Source organism: Stenotrophomonas beteli, from assembly GCF_001431665.1.
In the GTDB taxonomy this organism is placed as follows: domain Bacteria; phylum Pseudomonadota; class Gammaproteobacteria; order Xanthomonadales; family Xanthomonadaceae; genus Stenotrophomonas; species Stenotrophomonas beteli.
In genome coordinates this window covers 14,736-35,264 of record NZ_LLXV01000015.1, presented here as the reverse complement: position 1 = coordinate 35,264, position 20,529 = coordinate 14,736, and the positions used below count along the sequence as shown (strand labels likewise).

Below are 20,529 nucleotides of genomic sequence, written 5' to 3'. Positions count from 1 at the left end.
GCCCCTGCGGGGATCCGACCCCGACCCTCTTCAGTCCAGGCGCTTGCGGAAACGCAGGATCGCCAGGGTCATCATCACCACGATGAAGGCCAGCAGCGCCAGCGCGTCGTGCCACAGCTCCCACAGCGAAGCACCGCGCAGCATGATGCCGCGCACCAGGCGCAGGAAGTGGGTCAGCGGCAGCACTTCGGCCAGCCACTGCACCGGCCGTGGCATGCCGGCGAACGGGAACATGAAGCCGGACAGCAGGATCGACGGCAGGAACAGGAACAGCGTCATCTGCATCGCCTGGAACTGCGAGCGCGCGCGCGTGGAGATCAACAGGCCCAGCGCCAGGTTGGCCAGCACCAGCAGCACTGCGGCCAGGTAGATGTCCAGCAGGCTGCCGCGGATCGGCACCTGGAACAGCCAGGTGCCCAGGACCAGCACCAGCGTGGTCTGCAGCAGGCCAATGGCTGCATAGGGCAGCACCTTGCCCACCATCAGTTCGCTGCGCGAGACCGGCGTGGCAATCAGCAGTTCCATGTTGCCGCGCTCGCGTTCGCGCACTACCGCTACCGCCGTGAACATCACCAGGGTCATGGTCAGGATCACCCCGATCAGCCCCGGCACGATGTTCACCGCTGAGCGCCGCTGCGGGTTGTAGAAGCTGGTCACGCTGATCTGGCCACTGGCGATGCTGCCTTCACGCAGCGGCCGTGTATTGCTGGTCGGGCGCGTGTCGAGCGGCACCTGCGCCAGCTGGATCGCCGCGCTCTGCACCACGGTGTCGCTGCCATCGACCAGCACCTGTACCGCATCACGCCCATCAAAACGGCGACGCTCGAAATCTGCCGGCACCACGATGCCGACGCTGATCTCGCCGCGGCGCAGCGCCTGCATCAGCTGGTCCGGACTGTAGGCTTCGCTGCGTGGGGTGATCACACCGGTGGCGACCATGTCCTGCACCAGCGCGCGTGAGGCTGCGCTGTTGGCCTGGTCGGCAATCCCCGCATCCAGGTGGCGCAGGTTGAGATTGATCGCATAACCGAACAGCAGCAGCTGCATCACCGGAATGCCGACGATCATCGCCAGCGTGATGCGGTCACGGCGCAGCTGGCGCAACTCCTTGAGCATGATCGCCCACAGCCGGCGCAGGTTCATGCGGCCGGCTCCCGGCCGCGGCCACGGGTAGCGGCGACGAAAACGTCTTCCAGGTTCGGCGCCACCGCTGCGATGCGCGCCCGCGGATCGGCACTGGCCAAGGCGCGCTGCAATGCGGTCAGGTCGGCGGCATGTTCACTGCACAGCACACGCAGCTGCGTGCCGATCTGCGCCACGCTCAGCACGCCGGGCAGTTCGGCCAGCGCCCGACTGGCCTGGCGTGGCTGCGAGGACGTGACCTGCAGCGTGCGTCCCTGCAACCGCGTGCACAGTTCAGCCGGCGTGCCATCGGCCACCAGCGCGCCGCGATCCAGGATCGCCAGCCGGTGGCAGCGCTCGGCCTCGTCCATGTAGTGGGTCGAGACCAGCACCGTGGTGCCGGCATCGGCCAGTTCGAACAGCGCCTCCCAGAAATCGCGGCGCGACTCCGGATCGACCGCACTGGTCGGCTCGTCCAGGAACAGCAGCTCGGGCGCGTGCACCACGGCACCGGCCAGGGCCAGGCGCTGCTTCTGCCCGCCGCTGAGCGTACCGGCCAACTGTGGCTGGCGATCCTGCAGGCGATACTGCTGCAGCAGCACATCGACGCGCTGCCGGGCCTGCGCACGCGGCAGGTCCTGGATGGCGGCAAGGAACTCCAGGTTCTCGCGCACCGACAGGTCTTCGTACAGCGAAAAGCGCTGGGTCATGTAGCCGATGCGGCGGCGCAGCGCCTCGGCCTGCTCCGGCACCGACAGGCCCAGCACCTCGATCTGCCCGGCACTCGGCTCCAGCAGGCCGCATAGCATGCGGATCGTGGTCGACTTGCCCGAGCCGTTGGGCCCCAGAAAACCGTAGACCTGGCCACGCGGTACCGTCAGGTCGACGTTGTCCACGGCCAGCAGATCGCCAAAGCGGCGCGTCAGGCCTTGTGCATGCACCGCGATGTCGTCGCCGGTGTTCAGAAGCTCACCCGCACCGGCAGCCCCGCCGGGAGCTTCTGCATGTCGGCGGTCTCATCCACCTCGATCTCGGCCAGGTAGCTCAGGCGCGCGACGTCATCGCCGGTCAGCGCGTAGTAGGGGGTGAACGACGGCTCGCTGCGGATCGAACGCACATGCCCCTTCAGTGCCGCGCCCCGCCCTTCCAGATGCACCTGCGCGGCCTGCCCGACCTTGACCTGCAGGCGCAATGGCTGCGGCAGATAGACGCGTGCATAGGGACGCTCGCCGACCAGCATTACCGCCAGCGGGGCGCCCACCGGGGCCTGGTCGCCTTGCCGGTAGGGCAAGGCATCGACCACCCCGTCGCGGGGCGCGCGCAACTGCAGCTTCTGCAGGTTCACGGCCTGCACCACCTGCTGTGCCTGCGCAGCATCGGCGGCCGCCTGGCCCTGGGCGATATCCTGCGCGCGGTTGCCGTGCACCAACTGCAACCAGGCCTGTTCGGCGGCACGCACGCTGGCCTCAGCGTTGCCGGCGGCGGCCCGCGCACGGTCCAGCTCGGCGGCCGCGATCAGGCGCTGGCGCGCCAGTGGCTGTACGCGTCGGTAGTACGCACTGGCCTCGACGGCCTGCGCGCGCAATGCGGTCAGCTGCGCCCGGGCCTGCGCGATCTGCTCCTGGCGCGGACCGATCTTCAGTTCCTCCAACTGCGCCTGCGCACGCGCGGTGTCGGCCTGTGCGGCGGCGAACTGTGCATCGCCCCGGGCCGGGTCCAGCTGCATCAGCACGGTGCCGGCGTTGACCTGCTGGCCTTCGCGCACCTCCACCGCTGCAATCACTTCGGCCGCCGGGGCCGGCACGGTGATCCGGTCCCATTCCAGCGTTCCCAGCGCGGTCGGTGGCGCCTGGCCGCAGCCTGCCAACAGGGCCAGGCCCACCAGTCCGAACCCACGCATGCCGTTGCCCATGACCATCCCCTCCAGCGACGGCGCTACGGTGCCATCGGCCCCGTGCACCCGCGATGATGCCGATCCGCCCTGGCGGTTTTTTCACCACGCCGTGACAGGTCTTGTGCCGTCAGGGTCTGGTCCACCTATCCACAGGTTGATTCGGCATCATTCCACAGCCGGTGTGGAAAAGCGGCAGGGGATGGCCGGATTGCTCGCCTGGCAGTGGAACGTGCGCCGGCGGCAGGAGGGACCGCACAGCGACAGGGGCCGGTCAATCCTTCTCTTCACCTGGGAACCCAAGCTTCGTGGTACCGAAGCCGTATTTGGTTTCCATCAGCTTCTTCACCGGACCCATACCTTCCACGACCATTTTCCCGTCTGGTGTGCCACACCGCGTGCCCACCTGCGTCCTGCCGTACTGCAGTTCGGCTTCACGGCTGCGCTTGGGACGGGGATCGGGCTCCCACCAGGGGAAATGGGCGTAGGGCTTGTTGGTCGAGACTTCGTAGCGCCAGCATACGAACGACAGGGTCTCTTTGCCGACAGCGTCGTAGTCATACACGCGGTAAGAGCTGTAACCGCTGGTGAGCGGCGTGAGCTTCAAGACGCCCTTCTCGGCGTAGGCGCGCAGGTTCTCGGTATAGCCGTCGCCATCGGATACCGGACCGGACAGGATCACCCGCGTGAGCTTGCCATTTGCGTCGTAGTTTTCCTGACGATTCAGATCCAGCGTGCGCCACTGGCGTTCGCGCGGGTGCTTCGCGCCGGGAGCAAAGATCTCATAGATCTCGCTCCCTGAGCGATGCTGATAACTGCGCACACGTGTGTAGCCACCAATGCCGCTGAACTGCGCACCTGCAGCACTCAAAGGTACAGCCTCGGCGGGAAACGTGTAGCGAAGCACCTCGCCCTGCCTGGAGGCTCTCTGCGAAAAAACCGGTGACATGTCGAAGGGAGCGATGGTTGCCGAATAGCTCTTCAAGCGAACCAATCCATGCTTCTCGTTCGAGTCGAAGTGAACTTCACGAAGAATCTGATCAGCGCCGCCGTCCTTCAAGTAGACCACCCCCTGCCCAGACCAAGCGCCATTGTGCTCGTCGCCGCCCACAGGCAGAGCGAGCGGCCCGCTCTTCTGCGCAGAAGTTAAATCCGGCTTGCGTATATCCATGACTTCAACGCGATCATCTGGATAGTAGGAGTACGCTGTGACCTGAGATGGCACCGCTTCCATGCTGAGATCTGAGCATTGGAAACCGGACTTCAATGACGCCTCCGCCCCCGGCGACCCAGAAACCATGATCACGCGACCAGCGTTGTCATACTGAACACAGGCCTCTGCAACATTCATTCGATAGAAGTCCCGGACACTTTCCTCCCGCCCGCCATGAAACATCGGTCGGGACAACCGGACTTCCCCCAGCCGACCCGCTGAATCGTAGGAATATGCACGGACTTCATCGAGGTAGAAGTAGGGAAAAACCTTCTTCAGAACAGGGTTTTCTGGTGGCAACTCCTTCCCCGCTGGAGAGGACGCACCTGCATCTGCTACCGATCTTTCTGCCCAGTTCTCAACCCGGCAGACACGCTTCCCGCCCTTACCATCCGATTCAAGATAGATGATCTGCCCACCATCCCGATCGAAACCTCTGTTATGGACCAGAGAAGCTTCCGGCACAATTTCCGGAAGACTCACTTTCCTGCTCTCGGTGATCCTTGGAAGCCGGTAAGTGACCCTTCCTGCGCTTGATGGCGATAGCCGCATTTCCATTCCGGCTGCAGGCGCCACCAAAGGAGCTTCAGCATCGTTACAAGCAGCGCGAACAGTTGCGCTGACGGCGAGCGTGCCGACTACAAGTAATGTTGCTGATATCCATCCAACTTTCATGCCTGATGCCCTTCGTCGTTACCGTCTTGGCGACTTGCCATCAGCGTATCCGATGCTGGACCCGCTGGAACAAGCACGTTCGCGTGATCTCCGCTGGCATCAGAGCCGCCGGATCGTCCATACCATGTCCCCACATCAAAGGCATTGCCACCCAGAATCCCTTCAAACCGCCCTCCAAGTTGCTGGGACCCAGCAGTGACATCACCTTCTCCACATTGTGACGCCCTACCTTCAACGTACGTGCGTTGGCGACTTCACTCACTTCACGCATGAACTCTGGCGAAGGATCTGAGGGCTGCGCATAGAGCATCCGGCCCACCTTGCTTCCATCGTCGACCAAACCTACCGACGGAAAGCCACTGAAAACTGCATCGTAGCGACTCATTGCGTCTCGCGGCACATTGGGAAACACACGCTGATATAGCGAAGCATTGAACTCAGCGATCTCTTGCACCTTCTTCCAAGTTGCCCCAGACGCAGGCTTTCCAACGTCTACAAGCGACGACTTTTTCCGGAAAGGAGGATGATTCGGGTTGCCCTCAACGGCGGTATACCCTTGCAGCTTTCCAGGGACATCCTCAATCTCCTCCCCCAGGAACTTCCTCCAGAGCTTCATCCGCAGATCCCGCGCAAAATTCCGGGTTATCACCTGCAAGCCATTGCCCAGGTCGATCGACTTGGCCGCACCATCCACGATCACTGCGGCGATCTCGGTGTCACCCGTGCCCAGCAGGCTGCGGTCGTTGCAGTTCGCACTTCCAATGATGGCCACGGCGTCGTCCACGATCAGCAGCTTGGAGTGTACGTAACACTGCTCGGTCACCACGTACAAGGGGGTGGCCTGGTCGGCGCCGATCGTATGCGGTGCGTAGTGGTTCTTATGGTTGATGTCGGCCAGGACCCCATAGCTTCTCAGGTTCATTACCGACAGGTATTCCTTCCAGCGCCCTGCCTTCACCTCTGCCTGCAGGTCGGCCTCTTCCACGCTCGCCTCGCGGATATCCTTGTCGCGCGCGATCAGTGAACGGCAGATGCTACGGATCAGGCTGCGGTCGCCGCGCAGCAGGGTCTGCTGCACCCAGTACTGCTGCTTCAGCACGGCACCGTCGAACAGGCTGCCTTCTGGATGCACGGGCAAGGTGATGTACACATGGAAGCCCTGCCCGGCCACGATGGCGCGGCGGATGCGCGCGGCGATGGCCGCCACCAGCGGGTTGCTGGCGGCCGACTTCACGCCCTGCTTGCGCTTCACCAGGTCCTGCACGACGCCGGTTTTGCCGATGGACCCACTCATGGCCACGCCCTTGTCGACGTAGCCGACTTTCTTCTTCTCCGCTTCGGTCATGGGCCACCGCTCGCCGCCCTTGATCGCCGTCTCCACTGTCCTGCCGGCCTCGGCGTCGGACCAGCCACAGTCCGAAATCAGGAACTGGGTCTCGAGGTAGACAAATGCACGTGCCGAGGCGATGCAGTTGACCATCGCATCGAGGACGGAGTGCATCGGCTGGTTGCGCTCCCAGTACGGCTGCAGGCAACTGGCATCATCCAGGTTCAGGCCGAATTCCCTGCACCCCGTCTTCTCCAGCGCATGCAATGCCGTACCCGAGGACCGCACGATCTGTACGCTGACCTCGCCGGCCGTACCCGGCTGGGTCAGGTCACCGAACAACGCCTGCATGCCGCCCATCGACTGCAGCCATTGATCGCTCAACGGCGTCAGCTCCATGCCACGTGCCAGTGTGGTCTGCTCCGGCAGGCCAGCGCCTGTTACGAGTTCGGGATAGAAGTCCCGTCCTACTCGCCCGGCAACCCCAGCTTGGTCGTCCCAAAACCGTACCTGGTTTCCATCAGCTTCTTCACCGGACCCATACCTTCCACGACCATTTTCCCGTCTGGTGTGCCACACCGCGTGCCCACCTGCGTCCTGCCGTACTGCAGTTCGGCTTCACGGCTGCGCTTGGGACGGGGATCGGGCTCCCACCAGGGGAAATGGGCGTAGGGCTTGTTGGTCGAGACTTCGTAGCGCCAGCACACGAACGACAGGGTCTCTTTGCCGGCAGCGTCGTAGTCGTACACGCGGTAAGAGCTGTAGCCATTGGTGAGAGGCGTGAGCTTCAAGACGCCCTTCTCGGCGTAGGCGCGCAGGTTCTCGGTATAGCCGCCGCCATCGGATACCGGACCGGACAGGATCACCCGCGTGAGCTTGCCATTTGCGTCGTAGTTTTCCTGACGATTCAGGTCCAGCGTGCGCCACTGGCGTTCGCGGGGGTGCTTCGCGCCGGGCGCGAAAATCTCAAAGACGCGCTGTCCAGTGCGGTGGAAATACTCACGAACACGCGTATAGGCAATCACGCCATCAAACTGCCCCTTCAACACATCTGGAGATACACGCTCTCCAGGGAAGGTATAGTTCAACTCCTTACCCTCATCTCGACTGCGTTGCTCAAAGATGGGCGTGGCGTCGGACGAAGCGATGGCAAAGGATTTACTCTGAATACCGGTAAGCCCGCGTTTGTCACTCATCTGGAACGATGCACCAACGCGGTGGTGGAAGTTGGCACCGTTAAAGTAATAATCTCCTTGAGCGTACCAGGCACCATCCGTGGCCTCGGTTCCGAAGTCGACATCCTCTTGCTCTGCGCTCTCTCCAAGCTTGCGAGTAGCCCTCTTGGTCATATCCAAAGCCAGGAATCCATCAGACCGATAAGAAAAATATCTTGTAACTTCACTTACAGGCTTATTTCGAAGCTCCGCGCACTGAAAATCCGGATCTTCCGAGACGATCAACCCAGAGCTCTCATTTGCCACCTCTACGCGACCATTTTCGTCGTAGAGCGCACAGAACGTTGTGACCTTACGGCCCGACGTGTCGATCCGCCGAATCGATGTCAATTGACCTGACACATCGTAATCAAGCTCGTGCACCTTATGCAGTTCAAAGTACGGATACAGCGGCTTGACTGCAGAATGCAGGCTTTGTGCAGGCGCATCATTAATCAGCTTGGACTCACGCCGCCTCCATTCCTCAGCACGGCAGATCCGCTGCCCTTGGCCACTTGCTTCCAAGTAGTAGACCGAACCGCCATTCGAGTCGAATGGCTCATTTTTCAATTTAGCCAAGTCAGGACCGGTCCTGATCCTTATGTAAGGTGCCACCTCGTTCGCGCGACTGAGACTGGCGCCCACCGCATCTCCCCCACCAGCCGACCACGGCGTAAACTTGACCACCATACCGTTACCTTGAAAACGGGCGTCGCTTTCATTTATTGGACTGCAATCTGCATGCGCAACTTGGACGGCGCACAGAGCACTCACCGCAATCAGCGCTTTCAGCAGCAAATACTCACTCACACCTTTTCTCCTTGACTCAAGGCAGCATGTCGAATCGAGTATGCCAATTCACTTGGCCTATCACCCTGAACAGGCATAGCTGCAATGATCTCGCTCGGCATCGTGGCAGCCGGATCGTCCATGTTGCTCCCCCAAAGCAGCGGCATGGTGACCCAAAAGCCCTTAATTCGCGGACTTCCCGGCTCGCCCTTGAGGAAGTCAGTCGCCTTGAGAACATCATGCCGACCGACGGCACTGGTCACATAGTCCTTCTCAACACTAGGCTCCTGCATGAAGTCTGGTTGCAGGTCAGGTGGTTGCGCATACAACATGCGCTTGACGTGTCCCTTGTCACTCAGGCCTGCTGAGGGGAACCCATGGAACACGGAATCATAGCGGGGGAACGAATCGCGTGGGACATTGGTGAAGACATGCTGATAGGCATCCGAATTGGCGTCAGCAATCTCCCTGATCCGCCGCCAAGTTCTGGTGCTCGCCGGCTGCTCGATCTGCTGAACTGGATCTGCCATAAGGAACCAAGGCAGATACGTCCCCGCGGCTCCAACTGCAGAGTACGGCCTCTTCTTTTTCTCCGGCAGCTCTTGAATCTCCTCCCCCAAGAACTTCCTCCAAAGCTTCATCCGCAGATCCCGCGCAAACTTCCGGGTTATCACCTGCAAGCCATTGCCCAGGTCCATCGACTTGGCCGCACCATCCACGATCACTGCGGCGATCTCGGTGTCACCCGTGCCCAGCAGGCTGCGGTCGTTGCAGTTCGCACTTCCAATGATGGCCACGGCGTCGTCCACGATCAGCAGCTTGGAGTGTACGTAACACTGCTCGGTCACCACGTACAAGGGGGTGGCCTGGTCGGCGCCGATCGTATGCGGTGCGTAGTGGTTCTTATGGTTGATGTCGGCCAGGACCCCATAACTTCTCAGGTTCATTACCGACAGGTATTCCTTCCAGCGCCCTGCCTTTACCTCTGCCTGCAGGTCGGCCTCTTCCACGCTCGCCTCGCGGATATCCTTGTCGCGCGCGATCAGTGAACGGCAGATGCTACGGATCAGGCTGCGGTCGCCGCGCAGCAGGGTCTGCTGCACCCAGTACTGCTGCTTCAGCACGGCACCGTCGAACAGGCTGCCTTCTGGATGCACGGGCAAGGTGATGTACACATGGAAGCCCTGCCCGGCCACGATGGCGCGGCGGATGCGCGCGGCGATGGCCGCCACCAGCGGGTTGCTGGCGGCCGACTTCACGCCCTGCTTGCGCTTCACCAGGTCCTGCACGACGCCGGTTTTGCCGATGGGCCCACTCATGGCCACGCCCTTGTCGACGTAGCCGACCTTCTTCTTCTCCGCTTCGGTCATGGGCCGCCGTTCGCCGCCCTTGATCGCCGTCTCCACTGCCCTGCCGGCCTCGGCGTCGGACCAGCCACAGTCCGAAATCAGGAACTGGGTCTCGAGGTAGACAAATGCACGTGCCGAGGCGATGCAGTTGACCATCGCATCGAGGACGGAGTGCATCGGCTGGTTGCGCTCCCAGTACGGCTGCAGGCAACTGGCATCATCCAGGTTCAGGCCGAATTCCTTGCACCCCGTCTTCTCCAGCGCATGCAATGCCGTACCCGAGGACCGCACGATCTGTACGCTGACGTCGCCGGCCGTACCCGGCTGGGTCAGGTCACCGAACAACGCCTGCATGCCGCCCATCGACTGAAGCCATTGATCGCTCAACGGCGTCAGCTCCATGCCACGTGCCAGTGTGGTCTGCTCCGGCAGGCCAGCGCCTGTCCAGTCGTTGGCACCCCGGATGCCGCGGTTCAGGACCTTGCGCACCGCCGTGCCGATTTCACGGTCGCCACGCTGGTTCTGCCAGACCATCGCGTTCCAGCGGTGCATGAAGTTGCGGCAGATATCGAACACCGCCGGGCCCTGCAGGCGCGCGTGCACGTCCTGCCACGGCATGCGCGGCTGGCGGCCGCTGTCAAGCAGCCGCTGGATGCGATCCACCGGCTCGTTGATCCACTTCACCAGCGATTCCCATGCCTGCTTGGCCTTGTTGAACTTGTTCTCGATCTCGGCGTACTTGGTCTTGGCATCCTTGACCAGCGAGTCAGGATCGCGCACGTATCCGGCCACCGTGGTGGCCGTCTTGATCGGGCCCAGAATGGCGTCCTTGATGGCGGCCTTGCGCTCGTCGACCCACTCGCCGAACTTCTTCGCCTGGATCTTCGTGAAGCCTTCCACTGCTCGCCCGGCGGCGGCGGCCGCCTCGCCGACGTTCAGCTTGACCGCCTCGTCGGCAGCCCGGTTGGAGGCGGCGATGACGTCGGCGTATTCCTTTTCGATCTCGGTCAACCACCCTTGGATGGCCAGGAAGGTCTTGGCGACCGAACGCTGTACCTTGACGGCTTCTTCCATGCCCGGAATGACCATTTCGGCGAGCTTGCGGATGCCTTCGCGCTCCAATGCGTCGGGAACGCCCAGCTTGTTCGCATAGTCCTGCAGTTCGGCCAGTGCGGCGCCGGCATCCCACTGCGCCTTCATCCGGTCCAGCGCGATGGCCAGGCCCGGCACGTATGCCTGGGCAAAGCCGGGGCGGACACGGCCGGCCGCGTCCGGGCTGGTATCGGGCTTGTCCAGGGTCAGGTCCTGCTCAGCCCTGGTCATGCCCCGAAACTTGCTCAGGCAGTTGTTGTAGTGGTCATTGAGCACATGCAATGCCGGGTCGCAGACGACGTCGAAGTTGCCGTCGTCCCAGCGCCCGTGGGCGATGTCCAGGCCGCCGACGAAGCCGATCTTCCCGTCCACCACCAGGATCTTCTGGTGGTGCGAGAAGGCGATGTTGAAGGCATCGGTTCGGCCGGTGGCCGGGTTGTGCAGGCCGACCTGCACCTGCCCCGGCGTGTTGGCATCCTGCATCTTGTACAGGGCCGTGCGCGCCTCGTTTTCGTGCGTATAGGCCGCCGCCTCGACACTGTCGTAGAGCAGCACGCGCACGTCCACGCCACGCTGGTTGATGGCGTCGAACAACAGTTCGCTCAGGCGGCTGGCATGGCCACCGCCGCGGCTGTCCAGCTCGGTGTCGAAGTTCATCTGCCAGTCGGCGATGAAGATGAACTTCTGCGCGCCGCGGATGGCATCGGCCATCGCCTTCATCGCCGAACGGCCGTCGGTATAGGCGTCGACCTTGTTGCCGCCCCGCACCGGCGCGAACTGGCGGTCCGGTGGCGCGTAGTAATCACCGCTGGTGGTGCCCTTCTGCCCATCCAGGCAGGTCAATGCGGTATGCGGGACGCTGCCCAGCTTGGTGCCGTCTGCCATCACTGGATCTCCTTGCGCTGGGCCGGGTCGGCGTCGACAAGCGACTGGAATTCGTATTCGGCGCGCTGCCGGTAGGCATGCAGCGCCGCATCATCGGGAAGGTCGGCCAGGGTTTTGCCGTAGTTGATCGCTTCGAGCGTGTCCATGGTGGCGCGCACACCCGGCGAACTGCTGTAGGGGCGCGGACGCCGCAGGGGAATCACGTCGATCCCATGCACCAGGAACAGGCGCCCCGGGAACCGGCCGGCATCGTTCCAGATCTTCGCGCACAGGGTGTCATCGAGGCTGACGTCGCCCTGCTCGTCAGCCTGGCCTTCGGCAAGGGTCTCGGCCCAGTTGCCCGGTACCAGCGCGCCATCACGCATGTCCTCGTCCAGCGCCTGGCGGGTACGCACGATCTTCCAGGGCTGGCCTGCCAGCGGATGCCCCTGAGGGCCTGGAATGTCCTGCAGGCGGAAGGCCAGCTTCGGAATCTGCTCGCTGAGGGTACTGGTCGGCATGTCCGGCAGCGCGTAGCTGAGCTGCGCAGGCCCGACGAAGGATTTCTGCCCGGCATGCACCGTGATGGTGCCGGGACAGTTCACCACCAGGTTGCCGCCCTCCAGGGTGAGGCTGGCGCCACCGGCGGTGGCGATATGCAGGGTGCGCGGCGCGGCCAGTTCGACTGCGGCCTGGGCGCTGGCTGCACGCAACGCTGCCCGCGACTGCACGGTGATCGCGGCGGACTGGGCGCGGAGGTCCAGCGCTGCGTGCCCCGCTACGACGGTCAAAGCTGCGTCGCCGGCAAACCCCCGCCCGCAGGCGGCCAGCATGCCAACCGCCTGCGTCGCGTGCAGGCGCGCGTTGCCGGCCACGCTGGCGTCGCTGTGCTGGCCACTGGCCAGTGCCACCTGGCAGGCGCTGCTCCAGTGGAGGCCCTGACCGCTGACCATCGCCAGGCCCGCGTGGCCATGCAGCCCCAGTGTGGGTTCACTGGTGTGCGGAATGTTGCCGGCCGTGGCGCGGCCATCGCCGCCCGAGCGGGCCTGGTCATAGGTCTGGCCTGGCACGACGGCACGGGCAATCCGCTGCAGGCCAGCCAGCCCGGCGCTGTCGTCCGGCGGTGCGTGGCTGGCCAGGCCGACGGTGCGGTGGACGGCGGCCACGTTGTGGCTGGACGCCGCCAGCGTGGTGGCCTGCTGCAGCAGCGCGCCTGCGGGCACCGCTTCGCCGGCCGGCGACAATGCCGTATGCGGGCGCGCGCTCAGCCAGGCGCCACGTTCGGCGCGCAGCGCACCCCAGGCATCACTGCGCAGTTCCATACCCTCACCGCGCAGGGAACCGCGATGGTTGTCGGCCTGGTGCAGCAGGTGCCCCAGGTTCAGCTCGCTGTGGGCGTGGCTGCTGGCCAGCTGCAGGCGCAGCTGCGCATCGGTATCGTCGAAGACCAGGCGGTTGTAACCACTGCCGGACCACTCCCGTGACTGGATGCCCCACAACGCACCGGCATGCCGATGCTGGTCGTCACCGGCGGCCATGGCATGCCAGGCTGGCGCGTGGCCACCGGCCGCGTTGCCCTGCGCGCTCGGGCGGTGGTCGGCGGCCTGCTTGAACAGACCGCTGTCACTGCCCGCTGCGGCCGCCCCGGCAGGCGTGGGGGCGATACCGGCGTCGCCGCGACCGTTATAGAGGGCACCGAGCACCAGCGGCCGGTCGATGTCGCCGTCAAGGAAACCCACCAGCACTTCCTGGCCCACGCGGGGCAGGAACTGCGCCCCGACGCCCGGCCCGGCGTAGCGTTGCGCCACCCGCATCCAACAGGTGGCGGCCGCATCGGAGGCCCCCTGCAGATGCAGGCGGACCCGTATCCGGCCCTGGCTGTCGGCATGCAGGTCGGCGTCGTCGCGGCCTGCGCCGGACACCACGGTGGCACTCTGATGACCCGGTGCAATCGGTCGCGGGTTGAGGCGCTGCCCGGTGCCGTCGAGCAGGACCGGACGCCAGCGCTGCTGCTGGTCGACGCCACGGAACCGGTTGGCATAGCCCATTGCCGGGCTTGCTTCCAGCGGGGCACCGGGCACGGTGGCACTGGCGGAAAGCCAGCGGGCCGGGGGCGCTGCACGCGCCTGATCACGCCCCTGCGCGACCGGTAGCGGATTGCAGCCATGATGGAATATCTCGGTGGGCAGGATCACCGGCAACGAACCGGTGCCAGTGGCCAGCACGCGGATGAACCGGCCCGCCTGCAGGCTGCGGACAGTACCCGCCCCCCACCATCCTCCCAACCCGGCTTCATGGGCTTCGGCGGCCAACCGGGCCCGTCGCTGACCATCACCGGCGTCGGCGAACGCATGCGCACCGGCCGGATCATAGACTTCGCGCGGGCTGTGGCCGGCGCCCTGCAACGGCAGCTGCGCATGGCGCACGACCGGCCCCTTGTAGTCGCTGGTGACCAGCGACAGACGGTTGCTGCCCAGCTGCCGACGCGCACCGAGCGCCTGCAGGGCATCGGCCTGCTCGGTGCCGTCATGGCGATGGAAGCGGATACCGCCGTCGCGGGCCGACTGCGGATTTTCCGGCTGCGCGCTGCTGTCGGAGAACAGCACAAGCATCAGTGCGCCCTCAGCGTCGCTATGGAACGCACCGGCAATCCCCTCTTCGGCCAGCAGGCGCTGCACGAAGGCCAGGTCCGATTCCCGGTACTGCACGCAGTAGCTGCGCGCGGGAGCGGCGGCCAGATCGGCCACCGCATCATCGCTCCAGCGCCACCGGGCCAGTTCGGCATGCCCGCCCAGCACGTCCTCGACGATCTCGCGCACGCTGCGCGCCTGGTAAACACGGCTGTGCCGGGCATGCCCCAGCAGCCAGGTCCAGGGCACGCAGTGCAGGCGGTAGCGCGCCAGCCCTCCGTCGGTATCCAGCAGGCGCATCGCGGCGATGTAACCGCAACGGACATGGTCCTGGCCGTCGTCCAGCCGGGTGATCAGCGTCGCCTTGCGCCCGGGTCCCTCGCTGATGGGCAGGCCCGCATCCACATGCAGCACGTCCACCCAGTAATCGAACCCGTCGCCGAGACGCTCGTGCCCCCACCATTGCTCGACGAGCAGCGGGGGCAGGCCCTCGGCCTGCAGACGGTGCAGCTGGCGCTCAGGCTCCAGCCCGGCCAGCGAAGCGAGTGCGACTCGCGCTTGTGAAGCATCCATGACGTCTCCTGAGCCAGGCACTCCTGTCCTGGCGATGGCTTGCCTGCCTGCTTCCCCCTGCACCTGGCCGCACCGCCGCCGGAATTCCGGAGGCGGCCAGGCAGGCAGTCCGCGCGCAGCGCAGGACCGGGTGGAAGACCCTGTTTCCTTTGGGGCTCGGGCCGATACTCGTACCCACGCGGGGGGGCGTCAAGTTTCCGGCGCCCCAGCGGCCGACCGTCGTGACGTTTTTTTCACCACCGGCTCATACAGCTTGTGGCACAAGCATTGGCGAGGTCTATCCACAGGTTTGCGCAGGTACCGTCCACACCCGGTGTGGAGAACTCCCGCGCGCGCCTGTGCTGGCCGTCCGCGCACCCGCGCGCTACCCTTGTTTCCCCTTGAAGACACTGTGGTGGAAGGCTTCCGCCCCACCCCGATCAATGAAAAGCATCGAGCATCGAGACTTCACCCTGTCGCCGGAAGACAACGAGCGGCTGGCCAACCTGTGTGGCCCATTCGACGGCCATCTGCGACAGGTCGAACTGAAACTGGGCGTGGAAATCGCCAATCGCGGCTTCGTGTTCCGCATCAGCGGCCCGAAGGACGCCATCGCCGAGGCACAGAAGCTGATCGAGGCCCTGTACGCCGAGACCGCTGAGACCACCTTCGACAACCACGCCATCCACCTGCGCCTGGCGCAGGCCAATCTTGAGCAGATCGCCGAGCGCTCCTATGAGGCACAGGACGTGGCGATCAAGGTCAAGCGCGGTACGGTGCGCGGCCGTGGCGCCAACCAGGGCCGCTACCTGCACCAGATCGCCACCCATGACATCAACTTCGGCATCGGCCCGGCCGGTACCGGCAAGACCTTCCTGGCCGTAGCGAGTGCGGTGGAAGCGCTGAACGAATCACGGGTGCAGCGCCTGATCCTGGTGCGCCCGGCGGTGGAGGCCGGCGAGAAGCTGGGCTTCCTGCCCGGCGACCTGAGCCAGAAGGTGGACCCCTATCTGCGTCCGCTGTATGACGCGCTGTACGAGATGATGGGCGTGGAGAAGGTGGTCAAGCTGCTGGAGCGGAACGTCATCGAGATCGCGCCGCTGGCGTACATGCGCGGCCGCACGCTCAACGATGCATTCGTGATCCTGGACGAGGCACAGAACACCACCATCGAGCAGATGAAGATGTTCCTGACCCGCCTCGGCTTCGGCTCCACTGCGGTGGTGACCGGTGACCTGACCCAGACCGACCTGCCCAAGCATGTGAGGTCGGGCCTGCGCGACGCCATCGACGTGTTGCGCGAGGTCGACGGCGTCAGCTTCACCTTCTTCGAATCGCGCGATGTGGTCCGCCACCCGCTGGTGGCGCGCATCGTCAGCGCCTACGATCGCCGCGACCTGCATCAGATCCAACCTGGAGCGACTCCATGACCCGTGGTCCCGTGCGACTGGATGTCGCCGTCAGTTACGCCCTGCCCCGTGCCGGCCTGCCGGCGGCGGTGAGTTTCCGCAAGTGGGTGGCGGCCGCGCTGAAGGGCCGCATCCGCGAGGCCGACCTGGCCATCCGCGTGGTCGATGCCAAGGAAGGACAGTCGTTGAACCGCCACTACCGCGGCAAGGACTACGCCACCAACGTGCTCAGCTTCCCGGCCGAAGTGCCCGAAGGCCTGCCCAAGGGCGTGAAGTTCCCGCTGCTGGGCGATCTGGTGATCTGTGCGCCGGTGGTGGCCCGCGAGGCCGACGAACAGGGCAAGGCGCTCAGTGCCCACTATGCGCACCTGACGGTGCACGGCGTGCTGCACCTGCTGGGCTGGGACCACGAGGACGACAAGGAAGCCGAGGCGATGGAACAGCTGGAGCGCGAGATCCTCGCCGAGCTCGGCATTGCCGACCCTTACGCCGGCGAGCGCTGAACGCGCCTTCACGGCGCCCTCTGCAAACCCGGGTGAAATGCAGCCGAGCACGGGCTCGGCTCTACAAAGGAAGCCTCGTCGTGCCGCTGCGTATTGCCCTGCCCCTGTTGCTTGCCGTGTCCGCCCCCGCCTCTGCGCTTGACCTGCCGGCCCTGATCGAATGCCGCCAGGGTGTGGCCGACCAGGCCGCACTGGCGCCGCTGCTGGCCGACCCGCTCAAGGCCGTGGCCCAGGGCCTGCAGCCGCTGCCGCAGGGCAACCAGTTCATGAGCGAATACCGGCTGGCGCAGCCGATCAGCGTGTTCGGGGAACGCACCGAGCATGTGGCCGTGGCCGGTTCCAGCATCATGGCCATCCTCGACCAGGCCGACCCGCGGCCGCTGGCCAGGCGGCTGGCGCTGGAGACCGGTTACGACCAGGACGGCAAGTTCATGGCCGGGCGCGAACTGGTCAGCCGCGACGTGACCGACGCGGACAGTGGTGAGGCCCGGATCGAATCGATCATCCTCAGTGTCTCCACGGTGGCCTCCCACCCGGGCAAAACCCTGGCCGGCTGTACCTACAGCCTGGACCTGCCGGAGGAAGAGGCGCCAGCCCGCCCTGCGCTGGCGCCACCGCCGATCACCGGCCCGGGCAGCGACGGTCACTGACAGGGCGCCACATCCTGCTAGACTGGGCCCAACGCCCGGCTTGCCGGGTGCCCTTTTTCCAGAGATGTCAGAAGACGACAGTAGCAGCTCCCCCGCGGAGCCCAGTGAAAAGAAGCGCGGCTGGCTTGAACGCCTGACCTCGGCCTTCTCCGGCGAACCCCATACCCGCGACGAGCTGGTCGCTGTCCTGCACACCGCGCAGGAAGAGGGCCTGATCGCCGCCGATACCCTGAAGATGATGGAAGGCGCCATTTCGGTGGCCGAGCTGACCGTGGGCGACGTGATGATCTCGCGCTCGCAGATGGTCTCGCTGCCGGTGGAGGCGCCGTTCCTGGAACTGATGAAGCAGGTGGTCGAATCCGGCCATTCGCGCTTCCCGGTGCACGGCGAGAACAAGGACGACATCCTTGGCATCCTGCTGGCCAAGGACCTGCTGCGCGGCGTGGTGGCCGACAACGGGCCGGCCAACGTGCGCGAGCTGCTGCGCCCGGCGGTGCTGATCCCGGAGGCGAAGAAGCTCAACGTGCTGCTGAAGGAGTTCCGCCTGTCACGCAACCACATGGCCATCGTGGTCGACGAGTACGGCGGTGTCGCCGGCCTGGTCACCATCGAGGACGTGCTGGAACAGATCGTCGGCGAGATCGATGACGAGCATGACGAGGCCGAGGATCCGTCGGCGCAGATCGCCATCCAGTCCGACGGCCAGTACGTGGTCGATGCGCTGACCCCGATTGGCGACTTCAACGAACGATTCGGCGCGACGTTCTCCGACGAGGATTACGACACCATCGGTGGCCTGGTTACCGAGGCCGTGGGCCATCTGCCGGAAGTCGGCGACGAGCTGGCGCTGGACCGCTTCATGTTCCGCGTCGCCCGTGCCGATGCGCGCCGGGTGCAGGCCTTCCACGTGACCGTGCTGCCGCCGGACGCGCAGGACGACGCTTGAAGCGCCGCGGCCTGATCGTGACCCTCTGGCTGGCACTGTGCGTGCTGGCCATGGCCCTGCCGCTGGCCGCCTTCGCGCAGCCGGCGGCAGCCCCGCCGGCCACTGCGGCGCCTGCTGGTACTGAAGCCCCCGCCCCGCGCATCGGCGTGGTGACCATGCAGCCGGGTACGGTGTTCTTCGAGCGCTTCGGCCACGACGCCATCGTCGTGCTCGATCCGGTCAGTGGCGAGGCGACCTCCTACAACTTCGGCTACTTCGATCCGTCCGAGGACGATTTCATCGGCCGCTTCGTGCGTGGCGAGATGATGTATTACCTGGTTGCGCTGCCGTTGCAGCAGGATCTGTCGTACTACGACGAGACCGGCCGCGGCGCCAGCGTGCAGTGGCTGGACCTGCGCCCGGACCAGGCGCGGGCGATGGCCGCCGATCTGGCCGAGCGCGCGAAGCCGGAAAACGCGCGCTACCACTACGACTACTACACCGCCAACTGCGCCACGATGGTGCGCGACACCCTGGACAAGGCGCTGGGCGGCGGCCTGAAGTCGCAGCTGGCAGGGCGTTCGCGCGGCAACACCTACCGCAGCGAGTCGGTGCGCCTGGCTTCGCCGGCACCGTGGATGTGGCTGGGCTTCGATCTCGGCCTGGGACCGTTCGCCGACCAGCCGCTGTCACGCTGGCAGGAAGCGTTCGTGCCGATGCGGCTGGCCGATGCACTGCGCCAGGCGCGCAACAGCGATGGCCGGCCGCTGGTGCAGTCCGAGCAGGAGCTGCTGCCGCACCGCATCGATCCGGAACCGAAGGAGACCGCGCGTCGCGGGTGGCCCTGGCTGCTGCTGGGCCTGGCCGCCGCCGCCGGTGCGCTGGCGCTGCGCCGGCGTCCACGCCTGCTGGCCGGGCTGGCGCTGCCGTTCTGGCTGTTCTGTACCGTTGCCGGCGGCCTGCTGGTGTTCCTGTGGGGCTTCAGCATCCACTACGCTGCCTGGGCCAACCGCAACCTGCTGCTGCTTTCGCCGCTGGCCGTGCTGCTGCTGCCCGGTGCCATCGCCCTGCTGCGCCGGCGCGTGCCGGGCCGCATGTTCAGGATCGTGCTGTGGCTGCTGGCGGTGCAGGCCGTGGCCGCGCTGGTGCTGCACTGGCTGAGCCTGCAGGCACAGGTCAACGTGCAGTGGATCGTGCTGCTGCTGCCGATCCATGTGGCGTTGGCCTGGGTGCTGGGGCGCCGCCCTCACTTGTCCGAAACACGGCACTGACGCACGATGGCGGGCATGTCATTGCCCGCCACTGCTTCGGCCCCCGCTTCGGCCAACCCGACCTGCGTCATCAACTGCGTCCATTACGATGACGAAGGCAAACGCCACGACATCAGCCTGGACGCCATCAGCGATGTCATCGCCAGTGGCAACGGCTTCGTCTGGGTCGGCCTGTACGACCCCAACGACGATGTGCTGCTGAAGCTGCAGGAGGAATTCTGCCTGCACGACCTGGCCATCGAGGATGCGCGCAACGCGCACCAGCGGCCCAAGGTCGAGACCTACGGCAACTCGCTGTTCGTGGTGGTGACCACTGCGCAGATGGTCGACGAACGCATCCAGTACGGTGAAACCCACGCCTTCCTCGGCCCGCGCTTCCTGGTGACGGTGCGCCATGGCGCCTCGCTGTCCTACGCGCCGGTGCGTGCGCGCGTCGAGCGCGAGCCACAGCTGTTGAAGATGGGCCCGTCGTACTGCCTGTACGCGGTTACCGACTTCGTCGTCGACAACTACCTGCCGATCGTGCACCGCTTCCGCGACACCCTGGACCTGCTGGAAAAGGACATTTTCGCCGACACCTACAAGCGCAGCACGGTGGTACGGCTGTATGAGCTCAAACGCGAACTGAACAAGATGCGCATGGCGGTGGCGCCGCTGCAGGATGTGCTGGCGCAGATCCGGCGCTACCAGGGCGATCTGATCCCGGACGAGGTAAAGCTGTACGTACGCGATGTGCACGACCATGCGGTGCGCATCAGCGACGTGATCGATACCCTGCGCGAGATGCTGGGCACAGCGCTGAGCGTGAACCTGTCGCTGGTGACGCTGGCACAGGGTGAAACGGTGAAGCGGCTGGGTGCATGGGCCGCGCTGCTGGCCGCGCCGACGCTGATCACCAGCTGGTATGGCATGAACTTCAGCCACATGCCGGAGCTGAGCCAACCCTGGGCCTACCCGCTGATGATCGTCGGCGTGGGGGGTGTCTGTGTGGGCCTGTACCGGTTGTTCAAGCGGGCCAAGTGGTTGTGACCCGCATTTTGTAGCGTCGAGCAT

Annotated in this window: 14 protein-coding genes; 6 read left to right on the top strand and 8 right to left on the bottom strand. The window is 65.1% G+C overall.

Annotated features, from left to right (window positions below; genetic code table 11):
• Positions 1–30: 30 nt before the first annotated feature.
• From ARC23_RS02680 to ARC23_RS02645, 8 genes are all read right to left on the bottom strand, one after another.
• Positions 31–1,143 (bottom strand): ABC transporter permease, encoded by a 1,113-nt coding sequence (locus ARC23_RS02680; RefSeq protein ID WP_057495811.1) that lies wholly within the window; start codon positions 1,141–1,143, stop codon positions 31–33.
• Positions 1,140–2,063, bottom strand: coding sequence for an ABC transporter ATP-binding protein (locus ARC23_RS02675; RefSeq protein ID WP_057495810.1), 924 nt, complete (start codon positions 2,061–2,063; stop codon positions 1,140–1,142). The genes ARC23_RS02680 and ARC23_RS02675 overlap by 4 nt, the downstream gene beginning before the upstream one ends.
• Positions 2,064–2,083: 20 nt before the next feature.
• The gene (locus tag ARC23_RS02670) at positions 2,084–3,040 is read right to left on the bottom strand and encodes an HlyD family secretion protein (RefSeq protein WP_057495809.1); all 957 of its coding nucleotides are present in this window, start codon (positions 3,038–3,040) and stop codon (positions 2,084–2,086) included.
• 247 nt (positions 3,041–3,287) lie between these two features.
• Complete coding sequence (locus ARC23_RS20685) at positions 3,288–4,901, bottom strand: hypothetical protein (protein WP_152985190.1); 1,614 nt, start codon at positions 4,899–4,901, stop codon at positions 3,288–3,290.
• Positions 4,902–4,941: 40 nt separating this feature from the next.
• Positions 4,942–6,627 carry a phospholipase D-like domain-containing protein gene (locus ARC23_RS02660; RefSeq protein ID WP_057495807.1) on the bottom strand — a complete coding sequence of 562 codons (1,686 nt, stop codon included), beginning with the start codon at positions 6,625–6,627 and terminating at the stop codon, positions 4,942–4,944.
• A 68-nt stretch (positions 6,628–6,695) separates the two neighbouring features.
• On the bottom strand, positions 6,696–8,252 hold the full coding sequence (locus ARC23_RS20680) for a hypothetical protein (RefSeq protein ID WP_152985189.1): 1,557 nt from the start codon (positions 8,250–8,252) through the stop codon (positions 6,696–6,698).
• Positions 8,249–11,392, bottom strand: coding sequence for a phospholipase D-like domain-containing protein (locus ARC23_RS02650; protein WP_238985176.1), 3,144 nt, complete (start codon positions 11,390–11,392; stop codon positions 8,249–8,251). The genes ARC23_RS20680 and ARC23_RS02650 overlap by 4 nt, the downstream gene beginning before the upstream one ends.
• A 164-nt stretch (positions 11,393–11,556) precedes the next feature.
• A complete protein-coding gene (locus ARC23_RS02645) occupies positions 11,557–14,739 on the bottom strand; it encodes a type VI secretion system Vgr family protein (protein WP_080393001.1) in 3,183 nt (1,060 codons plus the stop codon).
• Positions 14,740–15,161: 422 nt separating this feature from the next.
• Between ARC23_RS02645 and ARC23_RS02640 the strand changes: the two genes are divergently transcribed.
• The 6 genes from ARC23_RS02640 to ARC23_RS02615 all read left to right on the top strand — a co-directional run bounded on the left by ARC23_RS02640 (position 15,162) and on the right by ARC23_RS02615 (position 20,505).
• Positions 15,162–16,148 carry a PhoH family protein gene (locus ARC23_RS02640; RefSeq protein WP_057495805.1) on the top strand — a complete coding sequence of 329 codons (987 nt, stop codon included), beginning with the start codon at positions 15,162–15,164 and terminating at the stop codon, positions 16,146–16,148.
• Entirely contained in the window at positions 16,145–16,630 is a 486-nt protein-coding gene (gene ybeY / locus ARC23_RS02635) for an rRNA maturation RNase YbeY (protein WP_057495804.1), read from the top strand. Before ARC23_RS02640 ends, ybeY begins: the two co-directional genes overlap by 4 nt.
• Positions 16,631–16,710: 80 nt before the next feature.
• Positions 16,711–17,280, top strand: coding sequence for a hypothetical protein (locus ARC23_RS02630; RefSeq protein ID WP_057495803.1), 570 nt, complete (start codon positions 16,711–16,713; stop codon positions 17,278–17,280).
• A gap of 64 nt (positions 17,281–17,344) precedes the next feature.
• Positions 17,345–18,226 carry an HlyC/CorC family transporter gene (locus ARC23_RS02625; protein ID WP_057495802.1) on the top strand — a complete coding sequence of 294 codons (882 nt, stop codon included), beginning with the start codon at positions 17,345–17,347 and terminating at the stop codon, positions 18,224–18,226.
• Positions 18,223–19,476 (top strand): lipoprotein N-acyltransferase Lnb domain-containing protein, encoded by a 1,254-nt coding sequence (locus tag ARC23_RS02620; RefSeq protein WP_057495801.1) that lies wholly within the window; start codon positions 18,223–18,225, stop codon positions 19,474–19,476. Before ARC23_RS02625 ends, ARC23_RS02620 begins: the two co-directional genes overlap by 4 nt.
• Before the next feature lie 6 nt (positions 19,477–19,482).
• The gene (locus ARC23_RS02615; protein ID WP_057495800.1) at positions 19,483–20,505 is read left to right on the top strand and encodes a magnesium and cobalt transport protein CorA; all 1,023 of its coding nucleotides are present in this window, start codon (positions 19,483–19,485) and stop codon (positions 20,503–20,505) included.
• The last annotated feature ends 24 nt before the right edge of the window (positions 20,506–20,529 follow it).